Here is an 18,334-nt window from a genome sequence, read left to right on the forward strand (position 1 = left end):
CTCAGCGGCGCGGTGTCCAGGTGTACTTGTCACCGCCCACGAAGCGGACCACATCGGGGTCGTCCAGGTCGTGGATGGTGATGCCGTAGGACGCGGCCGCCTCCAGCACGTCGGTGACGGTCCTGGCCTCACCGACCACCTGACCGTCGATCTCCATGATCCGGAACGGCGGCTCGCCCGGCCTGCCCGGGCACACACCGAGAACCAGAACCCGCGGATGGGAGATGTGGGGAGCTGCTTGTTCGGTCATGCCATCGAGGGTAGAACGCAACGCGCGCCGACGGGTCATCCACCGGAGCCGTCCCGGTGCCGCCCTTGACCGGGTGGCTGAACGTGATCTCGTCGCGGCGGGGGGTGACGTGCTCACGGAGCATGGTCGCCGGACCGCAGGTCCCGCTGTTCCGGGTGTGCCGGTCGCCGTGGTCCGCGGCCGCACCCGCTCAGGGACGCCGCCAGTCGTCGCCGGTCAGGTGCGATCCGGCCTGCGGGCCCATCCGGAGCATTCCGCCGTCGACGCTCCAGGAGGCCCCGGTGACGTACGAGGCGTCCGGGCTCGCCAGGAAGGCGATCACCGCGGCGACCTCCCGGGCGTCGCCGGGCCGCCCGAGCGGCACGCCCGGCCGGCGCTCGGCGTGCACGTCGATGTCCTCCTGGCCGGTCATCGGCGTGGCGATCTCACCCGGTGCCACCGCGTTCACGGTGATGCCGTACTCGGCCAGCTCCAGCGCCATCACCTGCGTGAGCAGACCGAGTCCGCCCTTGGCCGCGCAGTACGGGGCCGCACCGACGCGGGGCTGGTGTTCGTGCACGGAGGTGACGTTGACGATCCGGCCGCCGTCGCCCTGCCGGATCATCCGCCGGGCCGCCCGCTGCCCGCACAGGAACGGGCCGACGAGGTCGACGTCCAGGACGTGGCGCACGTCCGCCAGGGTCAGGTCCAGGTAGGGCGTCATGGTGCCGGTGCCGGCGTTGTTGACGAGGACGTCGATACGGCCGAGCGCGCCGCAGAGCTCGTCGATCGTGTCGGCGGCCTCGGGCAGGCGGGTGAGGTCCAGCCGGGCCACGGCCGCGCGCCGGCCGGTGCGGCGCACTTCCTCCGCCGTCCCTTCGGCGCCCTTCTCGTCGGTGTGCCAGGTGATCCCGACGTCCAGGCCGGCTTCGGCCAGGCGTACGGCGGTGGCCCGGCCGATTCCGCTGTCTGCGCCGGTGACGATCGCTGCGCCTGGCATGGCCGACCTCCTCAGCCGCGGTGGGCATCGCAGTACCCCGGGGCGGGGTGGGCAAACGGGCTTCGTCCGCGGGTTCGAGGAGCGTCGCGGGCCGCGGGTGCGTCGCGGCCCGTCGCGCAGTTCCGCGTGCCCCGTCGGGGCGTCTCGTGCCACCTTGGTTGCATGGATCCCGTCGCCGCTCTCGACCGGATCGCCTTTCTGCTGGAGCGGGCCATGGCGCCCACGTACCGGGTGAAGGCCTTCCGTCACGCCTCCCGGGCTCTGGCTGCGCTGCCCGAGGGTGAGATCGCCGAGCGGGCGGGTGCCGGGACGCTGGAGGCGCTCAAGGGGGTGGGCCCCAAGACCGCGCAGGTGGTGCGGGAGGCGCTGGCCGGGGAGGTGCCCGGGTATCTGCGCAAGCTGGAGGAGGAGGCCGGTGCGGCGCCCGCGTCCGGACCCGGGGCGGGGCTGCGGGCGCTGATCCGGGGCGACTGTCACACCCACTCGGACTGGTCCGACGGGGGCAGCCCGATCGACGAGATGGGGCGGGCCGCGGCCGCGCTGGGCCATGAGTGGACGGTCCTCACCGACCACTCCCCCCGGTTGACCGTGGCGCGCGGCCTGTCGCCGCAGCGGTTGCGCGAGCAGCTGGAGGTGGTGGCGGAACTGAACGCGCGGTGGGCGCCGTTCCGGCTGCTGACCGGCATCGAGTGCGACATCCTCGACGACGGCTCGCTGGACCAGGAGCCGGAGCTGCTGCGGCGGCTGGACGTGGTCGTGGTGTCCGTGCACTCCAAGCTGCGGATGGACGCCCGCTCGATGACCCGCCGGATGGTGGCCGCCGTGCGCAGTCCGCACGCCGACGTGCTCGGGCACTGCACCGGGCGGCTGGTGACCGGACGGGGGCGGCCGGAGTCGGAGTTCGACGCGGACGCGGTGTTCGCCGCCTGCGCCGAGTCCGGTACGGCCGTGGAGATCAACAGCCGCCCCGAACGGCTGGACCCGCCCCGCCGGCTGCTGCGCCGGGCCGTGGCCGCGGGGGTGCTGTTCGCCGTGGACACCGACGCGCACGCGCCCGGCCAGCTGGACTGGCAGATCCTCGGCTGCGCCCGGGCGGAGGAGTGCGGGGTGCCGCCCGAGCGGGTGGTGACCACCTGGTCCGCCGAGGAGCTGCTGGCCTGGACCCGGGAGGGGCGGGTGCCGGAGCGGATGACGGGTTCCTGACCCGGCCCGGCGTGGTACCCGGCTGCGAGCGGGCGCCAGGAAAGGAGCCGGGATGCAGCGAGCCGCCGTCTTCGATGTCGACGGGACCCTCGTCGACACCAACCACCTGCACGTCGTCACCTGGTGGGAGGCCTTCCGCCAGGCCGGTCACGACGTGCCCATGCACGCGGTGCACCGGGCCGTCGGCCTCGGCTCCGCGGACCTGATCGCCCACCTGCTGGGCGACGACCGCGACACGGACCGGGACGCGGAGCTCAGCGCCGCGCACAAGGCCCTGTACGGCCAGTACATGGACCGGCTGCCCGCGCTGCCGGGGGCCGGGGAACTGCTGCGCCGGCTGCACCACGGCGGCTGGACGGTCGTCCTCGCCACCTCGGCGAGCGGCGCCGAGCTGGGCGCGCTGCGCCGCGCGATCGACGCCGACGACGCCATCACGGACACCGCCGGCTCGGAGGACGTGCGGGAGGGCAAGCCCTCCCCAGAGCCCGTGCAACTCGCCCTGGAGCTGGCCGGGGCCCCGGCCTCGCAGGCGGTGTTCGTCGGGGACACCGTGTGGGACATGCGGGCCGGCAGCAAGGCCGGGGTGCGCTGCCTGGGCGTGTTGTGCGGCGGGATCCCCCGCGCCGACCTGGAGGAGGCCGGGGCCGAGGCGGTCTACGCCGACCCCGCCGACCTGCTCGGACGACTCGAAGGGAGTCCGCTGGCCTGAGCATCACCGAGGGTGGGGCGGGTCACAGGGCACACCGGAACACCCCGAGGTGGTTGCCCGTTGAACCAATCGCGGGTACGGATGGGACGGTGTCCCCGGGCCTCACCCTCTGCCCACAGGGACGATCGTTCGGCTGAAGCCCTGTGGGGCCATTCGCCGAGAGGCGACCGCCGTCCGTGCCCACCACCGGACCGCCCCGGCCGTGATTCCCCCGTCACGGCCGGGGCTCTTTCGTGCTCAGTGGCCGGCCGCGGCGGCACCGACCGTGTCCGCGGCCCGTACGGCCCCGGCGTCGAGGAACTCCCGCAGGTCGGCGGTGAGCCGGGCGGCGTGCGTGGCGAACAGGCCGTGCCCGCCGTTCTCGTACACCTTCAGGACGCCGTCGGGCACCAGCCGGGCCACGCGCTCGCCGGTGAGCGCGAGCGGCGCGGAGGTGTCATGGGTGCCGTGCACCACCAGCACCGGGAGTTCCATGGCGGGCAGCTCGTCGGTCAGGTCGAGCGCGGCCACCACGGCCCGGACGCCGTTCGCGGCACGCGGGGTGGCGCTCAGACAGCGGTCGACCAGATAGCGGACGTACGGCGGGGACATCTGGTTGCCGGGCAGGTGGGCGGCGAAGAAGTCGTCGGCCAGAGCGGTGAAGTACGCGGCCCGGTCCCGCCGGAACACCTCGTCGTCGGCCCGCACGGCCTCCGGGTCCACGCCGTCCGGGGTGCCCGGCGAGCGGACGACGCCGGGGCTGACTCCCGCGACGAGGGCGACACGGGCCACGCGGGCGAGACCGTGCCGGGTCACACAGCGGACCACCTCGCCCGTGCCGACCGAGTGGCCGATCAGAGTGACTTCGCGCAGGTCGAGGTGGTCGAGCAGACCGTTCAGGTCGTCGGCGAGGGTGTCGAGGTCGTAGCCGGACCAGGCGTCGTCGGAACGGCCGTGGCCGCGCCGGTCCAGCGCGACGCAACGGTGACCGGCCTCCGCGAGGGGCAGCATCTGGTACTCCCACATCTCGTGGCCCACGTACGCGCTGGCGACGAAGACGGCGACGGGCCCGGTCGCGGGACCGTGGTCGACGTAGTGCAGACGGGTACCGTCGACGGGGCTCTCGAAGTACGGCATGGGGTGCCTCCTCGGGCGGTGGACCAGGTGCGACACGGCTCGGTCGCTGACGTCCTCGATACTCCCCGCGGTGCGCGCACGGGTCGATTACCTGTGGCGTCATGCCGGGGTGTGCACGCGCCCGGCCCCGGGTACCCGGCCGTCCGCCGAAGCGTCGGCCGAGAGGAGCCGAAGGTGAGCAGCGCAGCGGGCAGCAGGGTCGTCGTGACGGGCGCCACCGGCAACGTCGGCACGAGTGTGGTGCGGCTGCTCTCGGAGGATCCGGGGGTCAAGTCGGTGCGCGGACTGGCCCGGCGCACCCCCGGGTGGTCGCCGCCCAGGACCGAGTGGGCCGCGGTCGACATCGGCTCCGCGCAGGCCAACCTCGCGGAGCGGTTCGAGGGCGCGGACGCGGTGGTCCATCTGGCCTGGGCCTTCCAGCCGACGCACGATCCGGCGGCCACCTGGCGCACCAATGTGCTGGGCGGGATCCGGGTGTTCGAGGCGGTCGCCGCGGCGCGCGTGCCGGTGCTGGTGCACGCCTCCTCCGTGGGCGCGTACTCGCCCGGTCCGAAGGACCACGCGGTGGACGAGTCCTGGCCGACGCACGGCTGGCCCGACGCCGCGTACTGCCGGGAGAAGGCCTATCTGGAGCGCACACTGGACGTGTTCGAGCGCGACCACCCCGAGGTGCGGGTGGTACGGATGCGCCCGGCGTTCCTGTTCAAGTGGCAGTCGGCGAGCGAACAGCGGCGGATCTTCGGCGGGCGCTTCCTGCCGGGTCCGCTGGCCCGGCCGGAGCTGCTGCCGTTCCTGCCGGACGTCCCGGGGCTCAGGGTGCAGGCGCTGCACACGGACGACGCCGCGGAGGCCTACCGGCTCGCGGTGGCCTCGGACAGCGCGCGGGGCGCCTTCAACCTCGCGGCGGACCCACCGCTCGACGCCGGTGTGCTCGGCGAGCTGCTGGGCAGCCGCCCGGTACGGCTGCCCCGCGCGGCGGCCCGGTCGGCGCTCGCCGCGGCCTGGGGGCTGCACCTGCTGCCGGCCTCGCCCCATCTGTTCGACGCGGTGCTCCGGCTGCCGCTGATGGACTGCGGCCGGGCACACACCGAGCTGGGCTGGCAGCCGCGGCGCTCGGCGACCGAGGTGCTGCGGGAGTTCCTCGACGGCCTGCAGAAGGGCGCGGGGATGGACACCGAGCCGATGCGCGGGCACAAGGTCGGCTGAGCGGGGAGAGGGGAGCACATCATGACGGCACCACGGGAACCCGAGCCGGGCCGCGACAACGGTCCGGTCCCGAGGGACATGCCCGACCAGCAGGCGGGCGCCGGCGCGGACCCGTGGGAGGTCACGCCGGACGAGCAGCCGGAGGACGACGCGGTCCCGGCGGCCGACGCGCCGGACGCGGACGAACCGACGGCCTGAGACAGCGGTGGCCGGATCGTGCCGCTGCGCCCGGATGCCCGCGCCCACGGCGGCTCGACGGCCGACGACGCGGCAGCTCCCGGGGACGCGGGCACGACCCGTCACGGACGGCCGACGACGCGGCACCTCGGCTCAGCGCGGCGCCCGCTGCCGAAGTGCCGCTCGCCACGCGGGTACGTGGTCCTGCGTGACCCGTTCGGGGCGGCGCCCCCCGCCGGCGAAGAACTCGGCCAGCGGCAGGATCGCCGCGCCGACGGTGACCGCGTCGGAGCCGAGCCGGCCGAGGTCGATGGTGACCCTGTCGGCCGGATGGCGCAGCGCGTACGTCGCCGCGTGGCGCCGTACGGCGGGCAGGAAGCGGCTGCCGAGCTGCAGCCCGGCCCAGCCGCCGATGAGGATCCGCTCGGGCTGGAAGAGGTTGATCAGGTCCGACAGACCGGCGCCGAGGTACTCGGCGGTCTCCTCCAGGACGGCCAGCGCGACCGGGTCGGGCTCGGTGCCCGGGGGCGGGTAGGCGGCGGCGAGCATCGCGGTGAGCGCCGTCTCCTCGTCGGTGTCCTCGGGCGGCCGTCCGCCCTCCTCCCGCCAGCGGGCGAGCAGCGACTCGGCGCCCGCGTAGGCCTCCAGACAGCCGGGCGCGCCGCAGCGGCAGCGGCGTCCGCGCACCCGTACCGTCAGATGGCCCCATTCGACGGCCCGCCCGTGCTCCACCTCGGGGGTGACCACACAGGCGCCGACGCCGGAGCCGAAGAGCACGACCACGGCGTTGCGGGCGCCGCGTCCGGCCCCGAACCACATCTCGGCCTGGCCCAGGGTCTTGGCGCCGTTGTCGATGAAGTACGGGATCTCGTCGGGCAGCCGGGACGCCGAGCGGAGCAGCCGTTCCAGCGGGACCGCGTCCCAGCCGATGGTCTGGCCGTGCACGACGGCGCCCCGGTCCGGGGTGTGCTCGACGATGCCGGGAACGCCGACGCCGACGCCGAGCAGCCGCTCGGGCACGGCCTGTCGGGCGCCGAGGACCTCGGCGATGCCGTCGCGGATATGGCCGGTGATCACCTCGACGTCGTAGCACCCCTGGGGGGTCAGCCGGCGTTCGGTGCGGGCGAGTTCGGTCAGGGCCAGGTCGAACAGCTCGACGCGGACGCGGGTTTCGCCGACGTCGACGCCGATCATCTGTCCGCTGTCCGGGGCGACGCGCAGCAGGGTGCGGGGCCGGCCGCCGTCGGAGTCGACGCTGCCGGCCTCCTCGACCAGGCCGTCCGCGATCAGGTCGGCGACCACGTTGCTGACCGAGCCGCTGCTCAGTGCGGTGGCCGGGCCCAGCTCGAACCGGCTGAGGGGACCGTCGAAGTACAGCTTCTGCAGCACGGCCGTGCGGTTGCCCCGCCTGAGGTCGCGTACCGTGCGCCCGTTGCGCCCCGCCATGCGGCTCCCTTCACGAACCGTGTCCGACCTGCAACATACCCCTTCGGGCGGATGGAAGGCGACATTCCTCCAGGGCTTAGTTCATGATTTGAGCTAAGCGGCCGCCCCCGGCTCAGCCTGCCGCGTAGACGTCCTCCACATAACGCCCGTCCGCCACCAGCGAGTCGAGCCACCGCTCGGCCGCCGCCTCGTCGCCGCCGGGCGTGCGCTCCCGGTACAGCGTGCGGAACGCCTCCCGGACGCCCGGCGCCATCCGGGCACCGTCACCGCAGACGTACACCCGCGCACCCGAGCCCAGCAGCTGCCAGACCTCGTCTGCCTCGGCGGCGATGCGGTGCTGCACGAAGGCGGCGCCGTTCACCGGGGCGGCACTGAAGGCCGCACGCAGCGAGACCGCTCCGGCCGCCTCCGCGTCCCGCAGTTCCGCCGCGTGCAGGAAGTCGGCGTCGGGGGCGTCGCAGCCGAAGTACAGCAGCGCCGGCGGGAGTTCGGTGCCGGCGGTGCGGGCCGCGGCGCGGTCGGCGACGGCGCCGCGGAACGGGGCCAGTCCGGTTCCGGCGGCGACCATCACCACCGGTGCCGAGCCGTCGACGCGGAAGGCCTCGCGGCACGGCTGGACGCGGGCATACACCGTGTCGCCGGGCCGCAGGGCGGCGAGGTGGCCTGAGCCGGTGCCCCGGTAGCGGCCCCTGCCGGAGCGGGCGGGTGCGTCGAGCACGGAGACCATGAGGTCCACGTGGCCCGCGTCGACGGCCGGCGAGGAGGAGACCGAGTAGGTGCGGGGCCGCAGCGGGGTGAGCAGGTCCAGCAGCTGCGGCCAGCCCAGGGCGCCGCGCAGGGCGGGGTGGTCCTCGGCGAGCTCCACCAGGGTGCGTGGATCGTCGCCGGTCAGGGCGGCGAGCGCGGCCCGCTCGGGCGGGCAGGGGTTGGCCTCGGCGAGCAGGGCCAGCTGCCGCGCGGTGGGCCGTTCCTGCACCTCGACGTGGTGGGTGAGGAGTTCCCGTACGGTCAGCGGGCGGTCCACGGCGAGGCCGTCGCGGCGCGGCCGGGTGGCCCGGATGTCCAGGACCGCGTCGGGGTCGAGGCCGAACGCGGCGACGGCGCGGTCCACCAGGGCGGGGGCGTTGGCCGGCAGGACGGTCAGGTGGTCGGCGGTGCGGTAGGTGGTGCCGTCGGGCAGCGCGACGCGCAGGAACCGCTTGGTGCGCGGGTGGTCCGGCGCGGTGAGGTCGTACGCCTCGGTCACGGTCATCGGGACCAGCTCGTGCCGCTCGGCGAGGGCGTCCAGCGGGCCGCCGGCGAGCGTGCGGACCTCGTAGGCGTGGGCGGGCTCGTCGGCCGGGGCGCCCTGCGTGGTGTCGGGGTCGCCGAACTCCGTCAGGAGTGCCGTGCGCAGCCGGGCCGTGAACTCCCGGACGGTGCCGGACAGATCGCCGGAGGCGTCGGCGGCGGCCCGGGCGGTCAGGCGGGTGGCGCCGAGTTCGGCGAGGCGGGCGTCGACGCGGGTGGGGACCTGCTGGTAGGTGGCGGCCCAGTTGCGGTCGCCGACGCCGAGGACGGCGTAGGTCACGCCGGTCAGGTCGGGGTTGCCGTCGAGCCATGCGGTGAAGGCGCCGGCGTCGTCGGTGGGGCGGCCGTTGTAGGAGGCGGCGGTGATGACGACGGGCCGGCCGGTGGGCAGTCCGTCCGCGTACGCGTCCAGCGCGGCGACCTCGGTGGCGCAGCCGACGGCGGCGGCCTCGTCGGCGAGCTGGGCGGCGAAGGCGCGGCAGGTGCCGTAGTTGCTGCCGTGCAGGAAGAGGACGCCGGTACCGGGGCGAACCCGGGCGGGGAGCGGGTCCGGGGCGGGCGTCCGGCCGGTCTGCGCGGGGAGGGCGCCGGGGAGCGGGGCGTGGACCCGGTCGGCGGGGGTGCGCGGGGTGAGCGCGAGGGTGAAGCCCTCGGGCTTCAGGGTGAGGGTCTCCTTCACGGAGAGCCGGTAGTGGGCGTGGTCGTGCAGGCGGTAGCGGTGCACCAGCATGGCGAGCAGCATGGTCGCCTCGTGGAGCGCGAACTGCCGTCCGATGCAGGCGCGTTCGCCGGTGCCGAAGGGCTTGAAGGCGTGCACCGGGCGGGCGGCCTCGGCCTCCGCGGTGAACCGCTCGGGGTCGAACAGCTCCGGGTTGTCGCCCCACACGGGCTGCCGGTGCAGCATCGGGGTGAGCACGGTGACGGCCTGGCCGGCGGCGAGCGGGATCCGGCCGCCGAGGAGGGTGTCCTCGCGGGCGTGGCGGCTGAAGGCGGCGGCCGTGGGCCACAGCCGGAGCGCCTCGTTGAGGACCTGGCGGGTGTAGGTGAGCCGGCCGATGTCGTCGTACGACGGCTCGGGGTCGGCGGTGTCGCCCCAGAGCGCGTCGGCCTCGCGCTGCACCAGCCGGAGTACGGCGGGGTGCCTGGCGAGGTGGTACAGGGCGAAGGACATCGCGCCGGAGGTCGTCTCGTGGCCGGCGATCAGGAAGGTGATGACCTGGTTGCGGATGTTGGCGGCGTCCAGGGGGGTGCCGTCGGCGGGGTGCGGCGCGCTGAGCATCAGCCCGAGCAGGTCCTCGGCGCCGCTCTGGTCGGTGCCGGTGCGGGAGGCGATGACGTCGTCCACGACCCGGGCGAGATAGCCGGCGTCCGCGCGGAACGCCGCGTCGGCCGCGGAGTGGTCCTCGCCGGGGGTGCGGGCCAGCTGGGTCATGCTCCACTCCAGGCAGCGGACCATCGACTCCACGAAGGGGTGCGGCTCCTCGCGCTCGAAGGAGCCGAAGTCGTAGCCGAACCCGGCCAGCCCGATGGTGTCGAGCGTCATACGGGTCATGTCGTCGGGCACGTCGACGGGCCGCCCGGCGCGCGCCGCCCGGTCCCAGGACTCGATGAGCCGGCGGGCCACCTTGAGCATGACGGGGTGGTAGGTGCGCATGGAGCCGAGTGCGAAGGCGGGCATCAGGATGTCGTGCGCCTTGGCCCAGTTGGGCTCGTCGTTGTACGCGGTGAACAGGCCGTCGGCGGCGAAGGAGCGGACGTTCTCCAGCGCGGGGCCGATGTGCTTGGCGAACCGCTCCTCGTCGGCGAGGTCCGCGACCAGTCCGGCGTCGGCGACGAACAGCGCGTCCCGGCCGTGCAGCCGGCGAACGAGCACCGGGCCGTGGGTGCGCATCAGGCCCATGATCTGCTGCAGGGGGGTACGGCCGGGACCGGTGGCGGTGATGTCGACGACGGGGACGCCGGGCAGGGTGGCGGCCGGGTCGGGGTGCACTGCGGTGGGGGGCATGGCGCGACAACTGCCTTTCGCGGTAACGGAGTACTCGCGGTAACCGAGTACTGCGTCCCAGGGTGCTCGACCGGTGGGACGTACTCGTGCCACCGCACTACACGATCGCGCAGTCAAAAATCGGTCACGGGGCTTGCGCGGGCCCGGGCCGGGCGTCGGGCGACGCGGGCTCGCGGTCCGTGGGGTTTGCCGCTGACCTGCCTCTTCGTCTTGGATGAGGGGGCTGGGTCGGCAACTTCGGGAGGCAGGTGTGGATGCGGGGCAGGCCGACGGAGTCGTGTGGCGCAACCGGGCTCTGATGCTCTTCGACCGGGTGTCGGTGCCGGTCGCGGTGTGCGATGTCCACGGCCGGGTGGTGCTGGCCAACCCGTCGATGGCGGCGGAGTGCGGGACGGCGCCGGGACGGCTGCGCGGCCGGGGCGTGCTGGAGCTGTTCCGCCCGCAGGAGGCCACCCAGGTGGAGCGGATCGCGCAGGCACTGCGGCTGCGGCACCGCTCGCGCTACCAGGTGTCGGTGCGCTGGCGGGCGCCCGGTGGGGCCGAGCGGTTCGGGGAGCTGACGGCGGACCCGGTCAGCGACACCGTGGACGAGACACCGGCCCTGCTGGTGATGCTGCGGGTGCGGGGCGAGTGCGGGCCGGCCGAGCCCGAGCCGGCGCGGGTCACTTCGGTGGAGGGCCGGGTGCTGGCCCTGCTGGCGGGCGGCGCCACCACGACGGGCGCCGCCCGCGAACTGGGCCTCAGCAAGGACGGCGTCACCTACCACCTGCGCCGTCTGTCGGCCCGCTGGAACGCCTCCAACCGCACCGAACTGGTGGCGCGGGCCTACGCCTTGGGCGTCCTGGCGCCCGGGGTGTGGCCGCCGGAGCCGAGACCGGCGGACGCGGGGTGAGGCACGCCGGCCCCGGAGCGGGCCGGCCCGGAGCGGCACCGGAAATCCACTGGCCCACCTCCCCCTCGCCTACTTACGCTAGCCATGAACCTAGGGATATTAGGTTATGGCCGCGCATCCGAAAGGACCCCCTGCATGAGACCGCTCACCGAGCAGGACATCCGCAACTCCTTCGTCAACTGCTCCAAGGGTGAGGCCCAGCGGCTGACGGTGCCCCGGGACCTTCACCAACACCCCTGGGACGACCTGGACTTCCTCGGCTGGCGGGAACCGGGGGCGCCCGACCGCAGTTACCTGGTGACCGAACGGGACGACCGGCTCGTCGGCGTCGCCCTGCGCCTGACGACCTCACGGCGCGGGTTCCTGCACCGCAGCATGTGCTCGGTGTGTCTCACCACGCACCCCGGTGGCGGAGTCTCGCTCATGGCGGCGCGGAAAGCGGGCGCGGCGGGCCGCGAGGGCAACTCGGTCGGCCTGTACATGTGCACCGACCTCGCGTGCTCCCTGTACGTGCGGGGCAGGAAGCTGCCGGAGTCCGGCGCCCGGTTCGAGGAGAGCCTGACGGCGGAGGAGCAGATCGCCCGCGCGACGGGCAACCTGTCCGCCTTCATCGACAAGCTGTACGTCTGACCGCCCGGCAGGCCACACGCGGAGCGCCGCTGTTCACTCCGCGCTCAGCACGATCTTGCCCCGGTTGTCCCGGCTCTCCAGCCGCTCGTGCGCGACCCGTGCCCGCTCCAGCGGCACGACGGTCTCGACCGGCACCCGGTACTCGCCCGCGGCCACCCGCTCGGCGAGTTCGCGCAGGTCGGAGCGCGGGTCGTAGCCGTGGATCTGCAGGTTGGTGAGCTGGAAGCCGAGGATCGCGATGTTCTTCGGGTAGTAGTCACGGGTGTCGAGGGTGCTCGGCTGCAGGGCCACGTTGGCGAGTGAGACGACCCGGCCGCCGTGCGCGGTCTCGCGCAGGCTCCGGCGCAGGGCCGGGCCGCCCACGGTGTCGAGGACGACGCCGGCACCGTGCCCGCCGGTGAGCCGCAGCACCTCCTCGACCTCGTCATCGTCGGCGTACCGGGAGGTGTCGACGACGACGTCGGCCCCGAACTCCCCGGCCCAGGCGGCCTTCTCCGCCGATCCGGCCAGCGCGATGACCCGGGCGCCGGCCCGGGCCGCGATCTGGACGGCCGCCGTGCCGACCCCGCTCGCCGCGGCCTTGACCACGACCGTCTCACCCTCGGTGACCCGGGCCAGGCGGCGCAGGCAGTACCAGGCGGAGAGCCAGGCGACGGGCAGGGCCGCCGCCGTCGTCAGGTCCAGGCCCTCGGGCAGCGCGGTCACCTGCGCGGCGGACACCGCGGCCGACTCCGCGTAGAAGCCGGGCGCGTCGATGCCGTCGAGGGCCATCACCCGCTGCCCCACCCGGAATCCGGTCACCCCCTCCCCCAGCGCGGCCACGGTGCCGGCCGCCTCCGCGCCGGGGATGAGCGGGGGCCGCCCCGCCCGGTGGTAGGAACCGGCGCGCAGCAGCGCGTCCGCGCGGTTCACGCCCGCCGCCGCGATCCGCAGCAGCACCTGGCCGGGTCCGGGCACCGGGTCCGGCACCTCCACCGGCACCAGCACCTCGGGCCCGCCGAACTCCTCGATCCGCACCGCACGCATGACACACCGTCCTGTTCCACGACGCCGGCACCGCCGTACGAAGACCGGCACCCCTCTTGGACACCGGTTGAAGTGGTGTCACCATGCGACACCGGTCCAACCGGTGTCAAGACACCGCATGAAACGGTGTCGCGAGGTAGGCTCGCCCCATGACCACACCGACGGACCCCGCCCTCGCCTTCCCCTTCCTCGGCGGCCGTCCCTGCCTCGATTTCGTCGCCACGCTCGGCAAGCGGCACGCCACGCCCGTGGAGCGGATCCCCGACCCCGCGGCCCTGGCCCGCTGGATCACCGAGGCCGGGCTGGCGGCCGGGGAGGGTCCGGTCGCGGTCGCCGTACGGGACCTCGCCGAGGCACGCACCCTGCGCGAGGCGGTGTACCGCGTGCTGCGGGCGGCGATGACCGGGCGGGACGCGGACCCGGCGGACGTCGCGCTGGTCAACGAGGTCGCGGCCGGTCCCGACCTCGCCCCCCAGCTGGGCCCGCGACGCTGGACGGCCCGCCATCCGGCGCGTGCCGCGCTGGCGACCGTGGCCCGGGACGCCGTCCTGCTGGTGGGCGGCCCGCTGCTGGAGCGCGTCAAGGAGTGCGGGAACCCGGACTGCTCGCTGCTGTTCCTCGACGACTCCCAGGCCCGGCGGCGCCGCTGGTGCTCCATGGAGCGGTGCGGCAACCTCGCGAAGGTCGCCGGCTACCGGTCACGCAACCGGGCGGCCTCGACGCGGTGAAGGTGGATCAGCACGTCGTGGCTGCGGGCCGGCGCGATGTCCCAGGGGCCGTCGGGATAGGCGGTGCCGATGCTGCGGGTCGGCCGGGCCCGGTCCAGCCAGTCACGGGCGGGTGAGCGGAGCGTGCGCAGGTCCACCAGGTAGTCGCGAAGACGCACGCGGTCCAGGGTGGCCTCGTTGGTGCCCGGCCCCGCCGGTCCGAGCGTGAAGCGGTGGATGGCGTCGTCCGTGCCGGTGGCGTTGAACGAGCCCCGGTCGAAGGTCAGGCCCACGCTCACATAGCCGGCCCCGAGGCGGTCCCGCAGGAAGGCACCCTGCATCTTCGGGTACTGGGCGGGCTGCTGCGACACGTACCCGACATGGGCGTCGTGCGCGGACAGCAGCACCTTGCCGCCGGTCCGCCGCCGCCACTCGGCCACGTTCGCGGCCATGGTCGCGTCGCGGTAGCGCATGCTCGCGGCCAGCTGCGCGGGGGCGTCGAAGTCGTAGGCGTACTGGCGGGCGACCTGGTCCACCGCCGTGGCGTTGCGCACGGCGTCGTCGTACGCCGCCCGGTCGCCCCCCGGCCCCAGCCGCTTCAGCAACGTCAGCGCGCGGCCCGCCCGGCCGGCCATCTCCGCGCGTTCGGGATACGGCGTGTGCAGGTAGTGCTCGATGTACGGTCCGGTGGCCACGGCCGGCCGCAGCCCGCGGTACAGCCCGGCGAGCCGGGCGGAGGCCTCGGGGTGGGTGCGGGCCACATAGCCGGTGACCGTGTCGTAGACCTCGGGTCCGGCCCAGCCGATGTCGTCGCCCAGGAAGCGGACGGGGTCGCCTGGGTGGCGCACGTCGTAGGCCCGCATCCACTCCAGGAGCCGCAGGTAGTCGGTGTTGTCCCACCACAGGTAGTCCCGCTGGAACTCCTCGCGCATGATCCGGCGGGGGTCGCCCTTGCCGTGCACCACGTAGTCGTCCAGGCGCCGCCCCGTGCTCCAGGGAGCCTCCAGGGCGAAGGTCCGGAAGCCCTTCTTCTCGACCAGATGGCGGAACACCCGGTCCTTGAGGGCGAAGAACTCGTGCGAACTGTGCGTGGCCTCGCCGAGCCCGACCACTCCGGCGCCGCCGATCATCCGGTCCAGGGGGCGCAGGTCGCCGTCGGGGCCCCCGGGTTCGACGGTCCGCAACGGGTGGGCGGCTCGGTCGAGGGCGGCGACGACCGGGCCGTCGGTGCGCGCCGGGACGCTCGTGCGGGCCGCCGCGGGGGCGGGCTGCGCGGCGGCCGCCGGTAAGGCCGTGGCACCGGTGGCGCAGAGGCCGGTGAGCAGGGCGAGGACGGCGGTGATCCGATGTCGTGTCATGCCTCAAGGCTGGTGGCCCGGCACGGGGCGGAACCATACGGTTGTCCACCGCTGCACCGCTGCGGACAACCCCCTGCCGACGCGGGGGACGGCCGGTGGCCACGGTCTGCCCACGAAGGCCCGAGGCCCGCCCGGTCAGGGCCCGGGAGGCGCCCCTCCACGTCGGCGCGGAGGGCCGCCCCGTGGCCCGCGCGGGTCAGTGCGCCGCGGGCGCCCATTCCGGGTCCCGGCCGAGGAAGGCGAGCAGGGCCGCCGCCTCGTCCAGGGGTCCCTCGGACACCAGGGCGGGTGCGAACACGCCGTACGTGCGCAGACGCGGCACCAGATGACCGGCGGCCGGCCGCAGCCCCGCGGCCAGTTCCGGTGCGAGCGGCCGGTCCTGACCGGTGGCGACGGCGATGTCCCAGGCGTGCACGGCGGCGTCGAGCGCGCCCGCGCCGGCGGCCAGCGGCAGGGACAGCGGGCCCAGCGGGGTCGGCACGCGCTCGGAGTCGGCGGGCAGCTGCGCGTAGCCGTCGGCCACCGCGTCGAGGACCTTGTCCAGCTCGGCCACCGGATCGCCGTGGAGGGCGTCGTCCGGCTGGAACGGGTCCTCGCCTGGCCGGTCGGCGACCAGTGTGAGCGCGTAGGCGTGCTGGTCGATCCGCGCGTGGTTGAGGACCTGCCGCACGGTCCACCCGGAGCACGGCGTCGGCCTCCCCCAGGCCTCCTCCGGCACCGCGGCGACCACTTCGCGCAGGTAGGCGTGCGCCTGCTCCAGCACCTTGACGCCCTCGGCCTGCCCGACGCCCTTGCTCTGCCCCATGTCCGAACCCTTCCGTGACCTCGCGGCGACCTCTCCACCGCTGAGACCACCGTAGAAGCACTTGCGGACAGGAACGGTCCTCGATCAGGCACGTTCGACCCGGCGGAGGAACGGGAACAGGCCAAGGGATGCACGACGTACGGAAGTGGACCGCGGGACCGCTGCGCCTGCTGGAGCGCCGCCGGCAGCCGGTGGTCGTCCAGACCCTGCGGTCGGCGGCGGCGGCGACGATCGCCTACGTCGTCGCGCTGCGGCTCAGCCCCGAGCCGGCCCCGCTGACCGCGCCCCTGACCGCGCTGCTGGTCGTCCAGGTGACCTTCTACGCCACCCTCACCAACGGCATCCGCCGGGTGAACTCGGTGGTGGCCGGGGTGCTGGTGGCGATCGCGTTCAGTGTGCTGGTGGGGCTCACCTGGTGGAGCCTCGCCCTGCTGATCGTGGCCTCGCTGGCCGTCGGGCACCTGGTGCGGGTCGACGAGTACGTGGCCGAGGTGGCGATCAGCGCCATGCTGGTCCTCGGCGTGACCACCGTCGGGTTCACCGCGTGGGCCCGGATCGTGGAGACGCTGATCGGCGCGGTCGTCGGGACGGCCTGCAACCTGCTGCTGCCACCCCCGGTGTGGGTGGACGAGGCGGGCCGCTCGATGGAGGACCTGGCGCGCCGGGTACGGCAGCTGATGCTGCGGATGGGCGAGGAGGCCGCGGGCCGGATCCCCTGGGAGCGGGCGGCCGAACGGCTGCACGAGGCCCGCCGGCTGGACCAGCACATCGCTCATGTGGACGCCTCGCTGCGGCAGGCCGAGGACAGCCTGCGGCTCAATCCGCGCGTCAAGGAGGGGCTGCTGCACCGGGTGGTGATGCGCACCGGCCTGGACACCCTGGAGATCTGCACGGTGGTCCTGCGGGTGCTGGCCCGTTCCTTCACGGACCTGGCGAAGGCCCGCGGGGCCGACGACCTGTTCCCGCCCCGGGTGGGGGCGACCGTGGAGCAGCTTCTGTCGGAGATCGCGGACGCGGTGGTCAGCTTCGCGGTCCTGGTCACCACCCATCTCAGCGAGAACGCCGAGTCGGCGGAGTCCCGTCTGTCGGCCGAGCTGCACACGGCGGCCGGCACCCGGGACCGGCTGGCCGAGCTGCTGCGGGAGGAGGTCGCCAGGGACTGGGCGAACTGGCAGCTGCTCGGGGCGGTGCTGACGGAGACGACCCGGATCATCGACGAGCTGAACACCGAGCACCGCACCCGCCGTCTGCTGGAGGAACTGGACCGGGTCTCCCGTGAGCAGCGGGCGAAGCTGCCCCGGATGACCCGGCTGCGTGAGCGGCTCGGGGTGCAGGAGGAGCTGTGGCGGAACCGTACGGGGTTCGGCGAGCGTTCCTTTTGAGGAAGACACCGGCCCGAGCCGGTGCGGACGCTGCCGGGCGGGCCGGCGCGAGGCGAGGGGGACGGGATGGCCGGTTCCGGGGTGCGGATCGACGGGAACACGCTGCGGTTGCCGGGCGGGGTGGCGGTGCGGTTCGTCCGCACACTGCGGCTGCCGGAGAAGGGCACGCATCCGCTGCCGCCGGGCCTGGGCGAGTTCCCCGTCCGGCGGGTCGAGGACCACGCCGGCACCGTGCCGGCCGAATGGCGGGCGCGCGGCGGGGTGATGCTCCCGGTGTATCTGCGCGAGGCGATGTGGCTGAGCTTCTCCGGCACCAGGGAGCCGGCGGCGCTCCAGGTCGGCGTCGGCAAGGTGTGCGCGGTGTCCGGCGGGCCCTGGAGCGACCGTCTCGCCCGCGATCCGCAGAACTACGTGGTACTGCCCCGCCAGCCCTGGCTGGACGGCATCAACTCCGGCAAGGGGACCGTCCGCCAGTTCGTCGCCGTGCCGCTGGGTCTGGGTGCGACGGTGGAGGGGCAGGTCACCGGCGAGGAGGTGTGGGGCGGGGTGCAGCTCCAGTCGTTCCCGCTGAAGGAGCCGGTGCTCGCCGAGTGGCGGCGCCTTGAGCGGGAGCGGGAGGAGGCGCGCCGCAGGACGCTGTCGGCCGGGCCGGCGGGCGGCTTCGGCGCGGCGATGCCGATGATGGCGTCCGCCCCGGGCGGCGCCATGATGCCGGCCGCTCCGGGCGCGGCCCCGCCGCCCGCCGGTGCGGCCCCCCGGCGCGCCGCGGCCATGGGCCTGGGCGTCGGCGGCTCGATGCGCCAGGAGGTGTACCGCGACGACCGGCCGCTGACGGACTGGTCCGAGGAGGCCGCCGGACGGGTGTTCGTGCACCTGGTCACGCCGCCGGAATGGCGCCGCATCACCGGAGAGGCACCCCCGCCGTCGCCGGTGGACCGGGCGGCGTACACACGCGCGGGCCTGCCCTGGTACGACTACTACGACGCCGACGCCGAGGATCTGGCCCCCGCGGACACCCTGGAGGCGGTCAAGCCGGTCGGCGACTGGCTGGGCGACGACCTGGACCCCTGGCAGCCGCCGGCCGCGGACCAGGTGACCCCGCTGAAGGACGCGCAGGGCAAGCCGGTCGTCGACGGGGACTGGTAGACCGGCC

17 protein-coding genes are annotated in these 18,334 nt (G+C 74.5%); 9 read left to right on the plus strand and 8 right to left on the minus strand.

The genetic code is table 11. The features are described from left to right. Position 1: 1 nt before the first annotated feature. Positions 2-250, minus strand: a complete 249-nt coding sequence (locus IO33_RS0134440) for a hypothetical protein (protein ID WP_031172404.1) — start codon at positions 248-250, stop codon at positions 2-4. A 190-nt stretch (positions 251-440) separates the two neighbouring features. Next, the gene (locus IO33_RS0134445) at positions 441-1,229 is read right to left on the minus strand and encodes an SDR family oxidoreductase (protein WP_051927128.1); all 789 of its coding nucleotides are present in this window, start codon (positions 1,227-1,229) and stop codon (positions 441-443) included. Positions 1,230-1,391: 162 nt separating this feature from the next. Here IO33_RS0134445 and IO33_RS0134450 point away from each other — a divergent pair, with 162 nt between their 5' ends. Beyond that, the gene (locus IO33_RS0134450; RefSeq protein ID WP_031172409.1) at positions 1,392-2,432 is read left to right on the plus strand and encodes a PHP domain-containing protein; all 1,041 of its coding nucleotides are present in this window, start codon (positions 1,392-1,394) and stop codon (positions 2,430-2,432) included. Between the two features lie 52 nt (positions 2,433-2,484). Continuing rightward, positions 2,485-3,141, plus strand: coding sequence for an HAD family hydrolase (locus IO33_RS0134455; protein ID WP_031172410.1), 657 nt, complete (start codon positions 2,485-2,487; stop codon positions 3,139-3,141). A 237-nt stretch (positions 3,142-3,378) separates the two neighbouring features. On the opposite strand, the gene IO33_RS0134460 is transcribed toward IO33_RS0134455, so the two are convergent. Further along, on the minus strand, positions 3,379-4,257 hold the full coding sequence (locus IO33_RS0134460) for an alpha/beta fold hydrolase (RefSeq protein ID WP_051927129.1): 879 nt from the start codon (positions 4,255-4,257) through the stop codon (positions 3,379-3,381). 174 nt (positions 4,258-4,431) lie between these two features. Between IO33_RS0134460 and IO33_RS0134465 the strand changes: the two genes are divergently transcribed. After that, positions 4,432-5,463: an SDR family oxidoreductase gene (locus IO33_RS0134465; RefSeq protein ID WP_031172414.1), complete on the plus strand. Its 1,032-nt coding sequence runs from the start codon at positions 4,432-4,434 to the stop codon at positions 5,461-5,463. 21 nt (positions 5,464-5,484) lie between these two features. Next, on the plus strand, positions 5,485-5,661 hold the full coding sequence (locus IO33_RS50675; RefSeq protein WP_157857954.1) for a hypothetical protein: 177 nt from the start codon (positions 5,485-5,487) through the stop codon (positions 5,659-5,661). A 132-nt stretch (positions 5,662-5,793) separates the two neighbouring features. Here IO33_RS50675 and IO33_RS0134475 read toward each other — a convergent pair whose 3' ends face one another. Beyond that, positions 5,794-7,086, minus strand: coding sequence for an ROK family protein (locus tag IO33_RS0134475; RefSeq protein WP_031172415.1), 1,293 nt, complete (start codon positions 7,084-7,086; stop codon positions 5,794-5,796). Between the two features lie 112 nt (positions 7,087-7,198). Next, complete coding sequence (locus IO33_RS0134480; protein WP_031172416.1) at positions 7,199-10,381, minus strand: bifunctional cytochrome P450/NADPH--P450 reductase; 3,183 nt, start codon at positions 10,379-10,381, stop codon at positions 7,199-7,201. A gap of 214 nt (positions 10,382-10,595) precedes the next feature. Between IO33_RS0134480 and IO33_RS0134485 the strand changes: the two genes are divergently transcribed. Together IO33_RS0134485 and IO33_RS0134490 are read left to right on the plus strand one after the other, a co-directional pair. Further along, positions 10,596-11,273, plus strand: coding sequence for a PAS domain-containing protein (locus IO33_RS0134485; RefSeq protein WP_425347989.1), 678 nt, complete (start codon positions 10,596-10,598; stop codon positions 11,271-11,273). 135 nt (positions 11,274-11,408) lie between these two features. Then, a complete protein-coding gene (locus tag IO33_RS0134490; protein WP_031172419.1) occupies positions 11,409-11,903 on the plus strand; it encodes an FBP domain-containing protein in 495 nt (164 codons plus the stop codon). A gap of 33 nt (positions 11,904-11,936) precedes the next feature. Here IO33_RS0134490 and IO33_RS0134495 read toward each other — a convergent pair whose 3' ends face one another. After that, positions 11,937-12,929 carry a quinone oxidoreductase family protein gene (locus IO33_RS0134495; protein WP_031172422.1) on the minus strand — a complete coding sequence of 331 codons (993 nt, stop codon included), beginning with the start codon at positions 12,927-12,929 and terminating at the stop codon, positions 11,937-11,939. A 149-nt stretch (positions 12,930-13,078) separates the two neighbouring features. On the opposite strand from IO33_RS0134495, the gene IO33_RS0134500 reads away from it, so the two are divergent. Continuing rightward, positions 13,079-13,657, plus strand: a complete 579-nt coding sequence (locus tag IO33_RS0134500) for a CGNR zinc finger domain-containing protein (protein ID WP_031172424.1) — start codon at positions 13,079-13,081, stop codon at positions 13,655-13,657. Here the strand turns inward: IO33_RS0134500 and IO33_RS0134505 are convergent. After that, positions 13,621-14,994 carry an erythromycin esterase family protein gene (locus tag IO33_RS0134505; protein ID WP_031172425.1) on the minus strand — a complete coding sequence of 458 codons (1,374 nt, stop codon included), beginning with the start codon at positions 14,992-14,994 and terminating at the stop codon, positions 13,621-13,623. The two genes, IO33_RS0134500 and IO33_RS0134505, sit on opposite strands and share 37 nt — an antisense overlap. Positions 14,995-15,190: 196 nt before the next feature. Then, positions 15,191-15,799 (minus strand): TIGR03086 family metal-binding protein, encoded by a 609-nt coding sequence (locus IO33_RS0134510; protein ID WP_037686687.1) that lies wholly within the window; start codon positions 15,797-15,799, stop codon positions 15,191-15,193. Between the two features lie 128 nt (positions 15,800-15,927). Between IO33_RS0134510 and IO33_RS0134515 the strand changes: the two genes are divergently transcribed. Further along, positions 15,928-17,181, plus strand: a complete 1,254-nt coding sequence (locus IO33_RS0134515; RefSeq protein WP_031172429.1) for an aromatic acid exporter family protein — start codon at positions 15,928-15,930, stop codon at positions 17,179-17,181. Between the two features lie 66 nt (positions 17,182-17,247). Further along, positions 17,248-18,327 (plus strand): hypothetical protein, encoded by a 1,080-nt coding sequence (locus IO33_RS0134520; protein WP_031172431.1) that lies wholly within the window; start codon positions 17,248-17,250, stop codon positions 18,325-18,327. Positions 18,328-18,334 lie beyond the last annotated feature (7 nt).

It is taken from the genome of Streptomyces durhamensis, assembly GCF_000725475.1.
Taxonomy (GTDB): Bacteria; Actinomycetota; Actinomycetes; order Streptomycetales; family Streptomycetaceae; genus Streptomyces; species Streptomyces filipinensis.

Excerpts from the sequence above, each read along its gene's own strand:
- IO33_RS0134440 (WP_031172404.1), bottom strand. The coding sequence starts at position 250 with ATGACCGAACAAGCAGCTCCCCACATCTCCCATCCGCGGGTTCTGGTT.
- IO33_RS0134445 (WP_051927128.1), bottom strand. The coding sequence starts at position 1,229 with ATGCCAGGCGCAGCGATCGTCACCGGCGCAGACAGCGGAATCGGCCGG.
- IO33_RS0134450 (WP_031172409.1), top strand. The coding sequence starts at position 1,392 with ATGGATCCCGTCGCCGCTCTCGACCGGATCGCCTTTCTGCTGGAGCGG.
- IO33_RS0134455 (WP_031172410.1), top strand. The coding sequence starts at position 2,485 with ATGCAGCGAGCCGCCGTCTTCGATGTCGACGGGACCCTCGTCGACACC.
- IO33_RS0134460 (WP_051927129.1), bottom strand. The coding sequence starts at position 4,257 with ATGCCGTACTTCGAGAGCCCCGTCGACGGTACCCGTCTGCACTACGTC.
- IO33_RS50675 (WP_157857954.1), top strand. The coding sequence starts at position 5,485 with ATGACGGCACCACGGGAACCCGAGCCGGGCCGCGACAACGGTCCGGTC.
- IO33_RS0134475 (WP_031172415.1), bottom strand. The coding sequence starts at position 7,086 with ATGGCGGGGCGCAACGGGCGCACGGTACGCGACCTCAGGCGGGGCAAC.
- IO33_RS0134480 (WP_031172416.1), bottom strand. The coding sequence starts at position 10,381 with ATGCCCCCCACCGCAGTGCACCCCGACCCGGCCGCCACCCTGCCCGGC.
- IO33_RS0134485 (WP_425347989.1), top strand. The coding sequence starts at position 10,596 with ATGAGGGGGCTGGGTCGGCAACTTCGGGAGGCAGGTGTGGATGCGGGG.
- IO33_RS0134490 (WP_031172419.1), top strand. The coding sequence starts at position 11,409 with ATGAGACCGCTCACCGAGCAGGACATCCGCAACTCCTTCGTCAACTGC.
- IO33_RS0134495 (WP_031172422.1), bottom strand. The coding sequence starts at position 12,929 with ATGCGTGCGGTGCGGATCGAGGAGTTCGGCGGGCCCGAGGTGCTGGTG.
- IO33_RS0134500 (WP_031172424.1), top strand. The coding sequence starts at position 13,079 with ATGACCACACCGACGGACCCCGCCCTCGCCTTCCCCTTCCTCGGCGGC.
- IO33_RS0134505 (WP_031172425.1), bottom strand. The coding sequence starts at position 14,994 with ATGACACGACATCGGATCACCGCCGTCCTCGCCCTGCTCACCGGCCTC.
- IO33_RS0134510 (WP_037686687.1), bottom strand. The coding sequence starts at position 15,799 with ATGGGGCAGAGCAAGGGCGTCGGGCAGGCCGAGGGCGTCAAGGTGCTG.
- IO33_RS0134515 (WP_031172429.1), top strand. The coding sequence starts at position 15,928 with ATGCACGACGTACGGAAGTGGACCGCGGGACCGCTGCGCCTGCTGGAG.
- IO33_RS0134520 (WP_031172431.1), top strand. The coding sequence starts at position 17,248 with ATGGCCGGTTCCGGGGTGCGGATCGACGGGAACACGCTGCGGTTGCCG.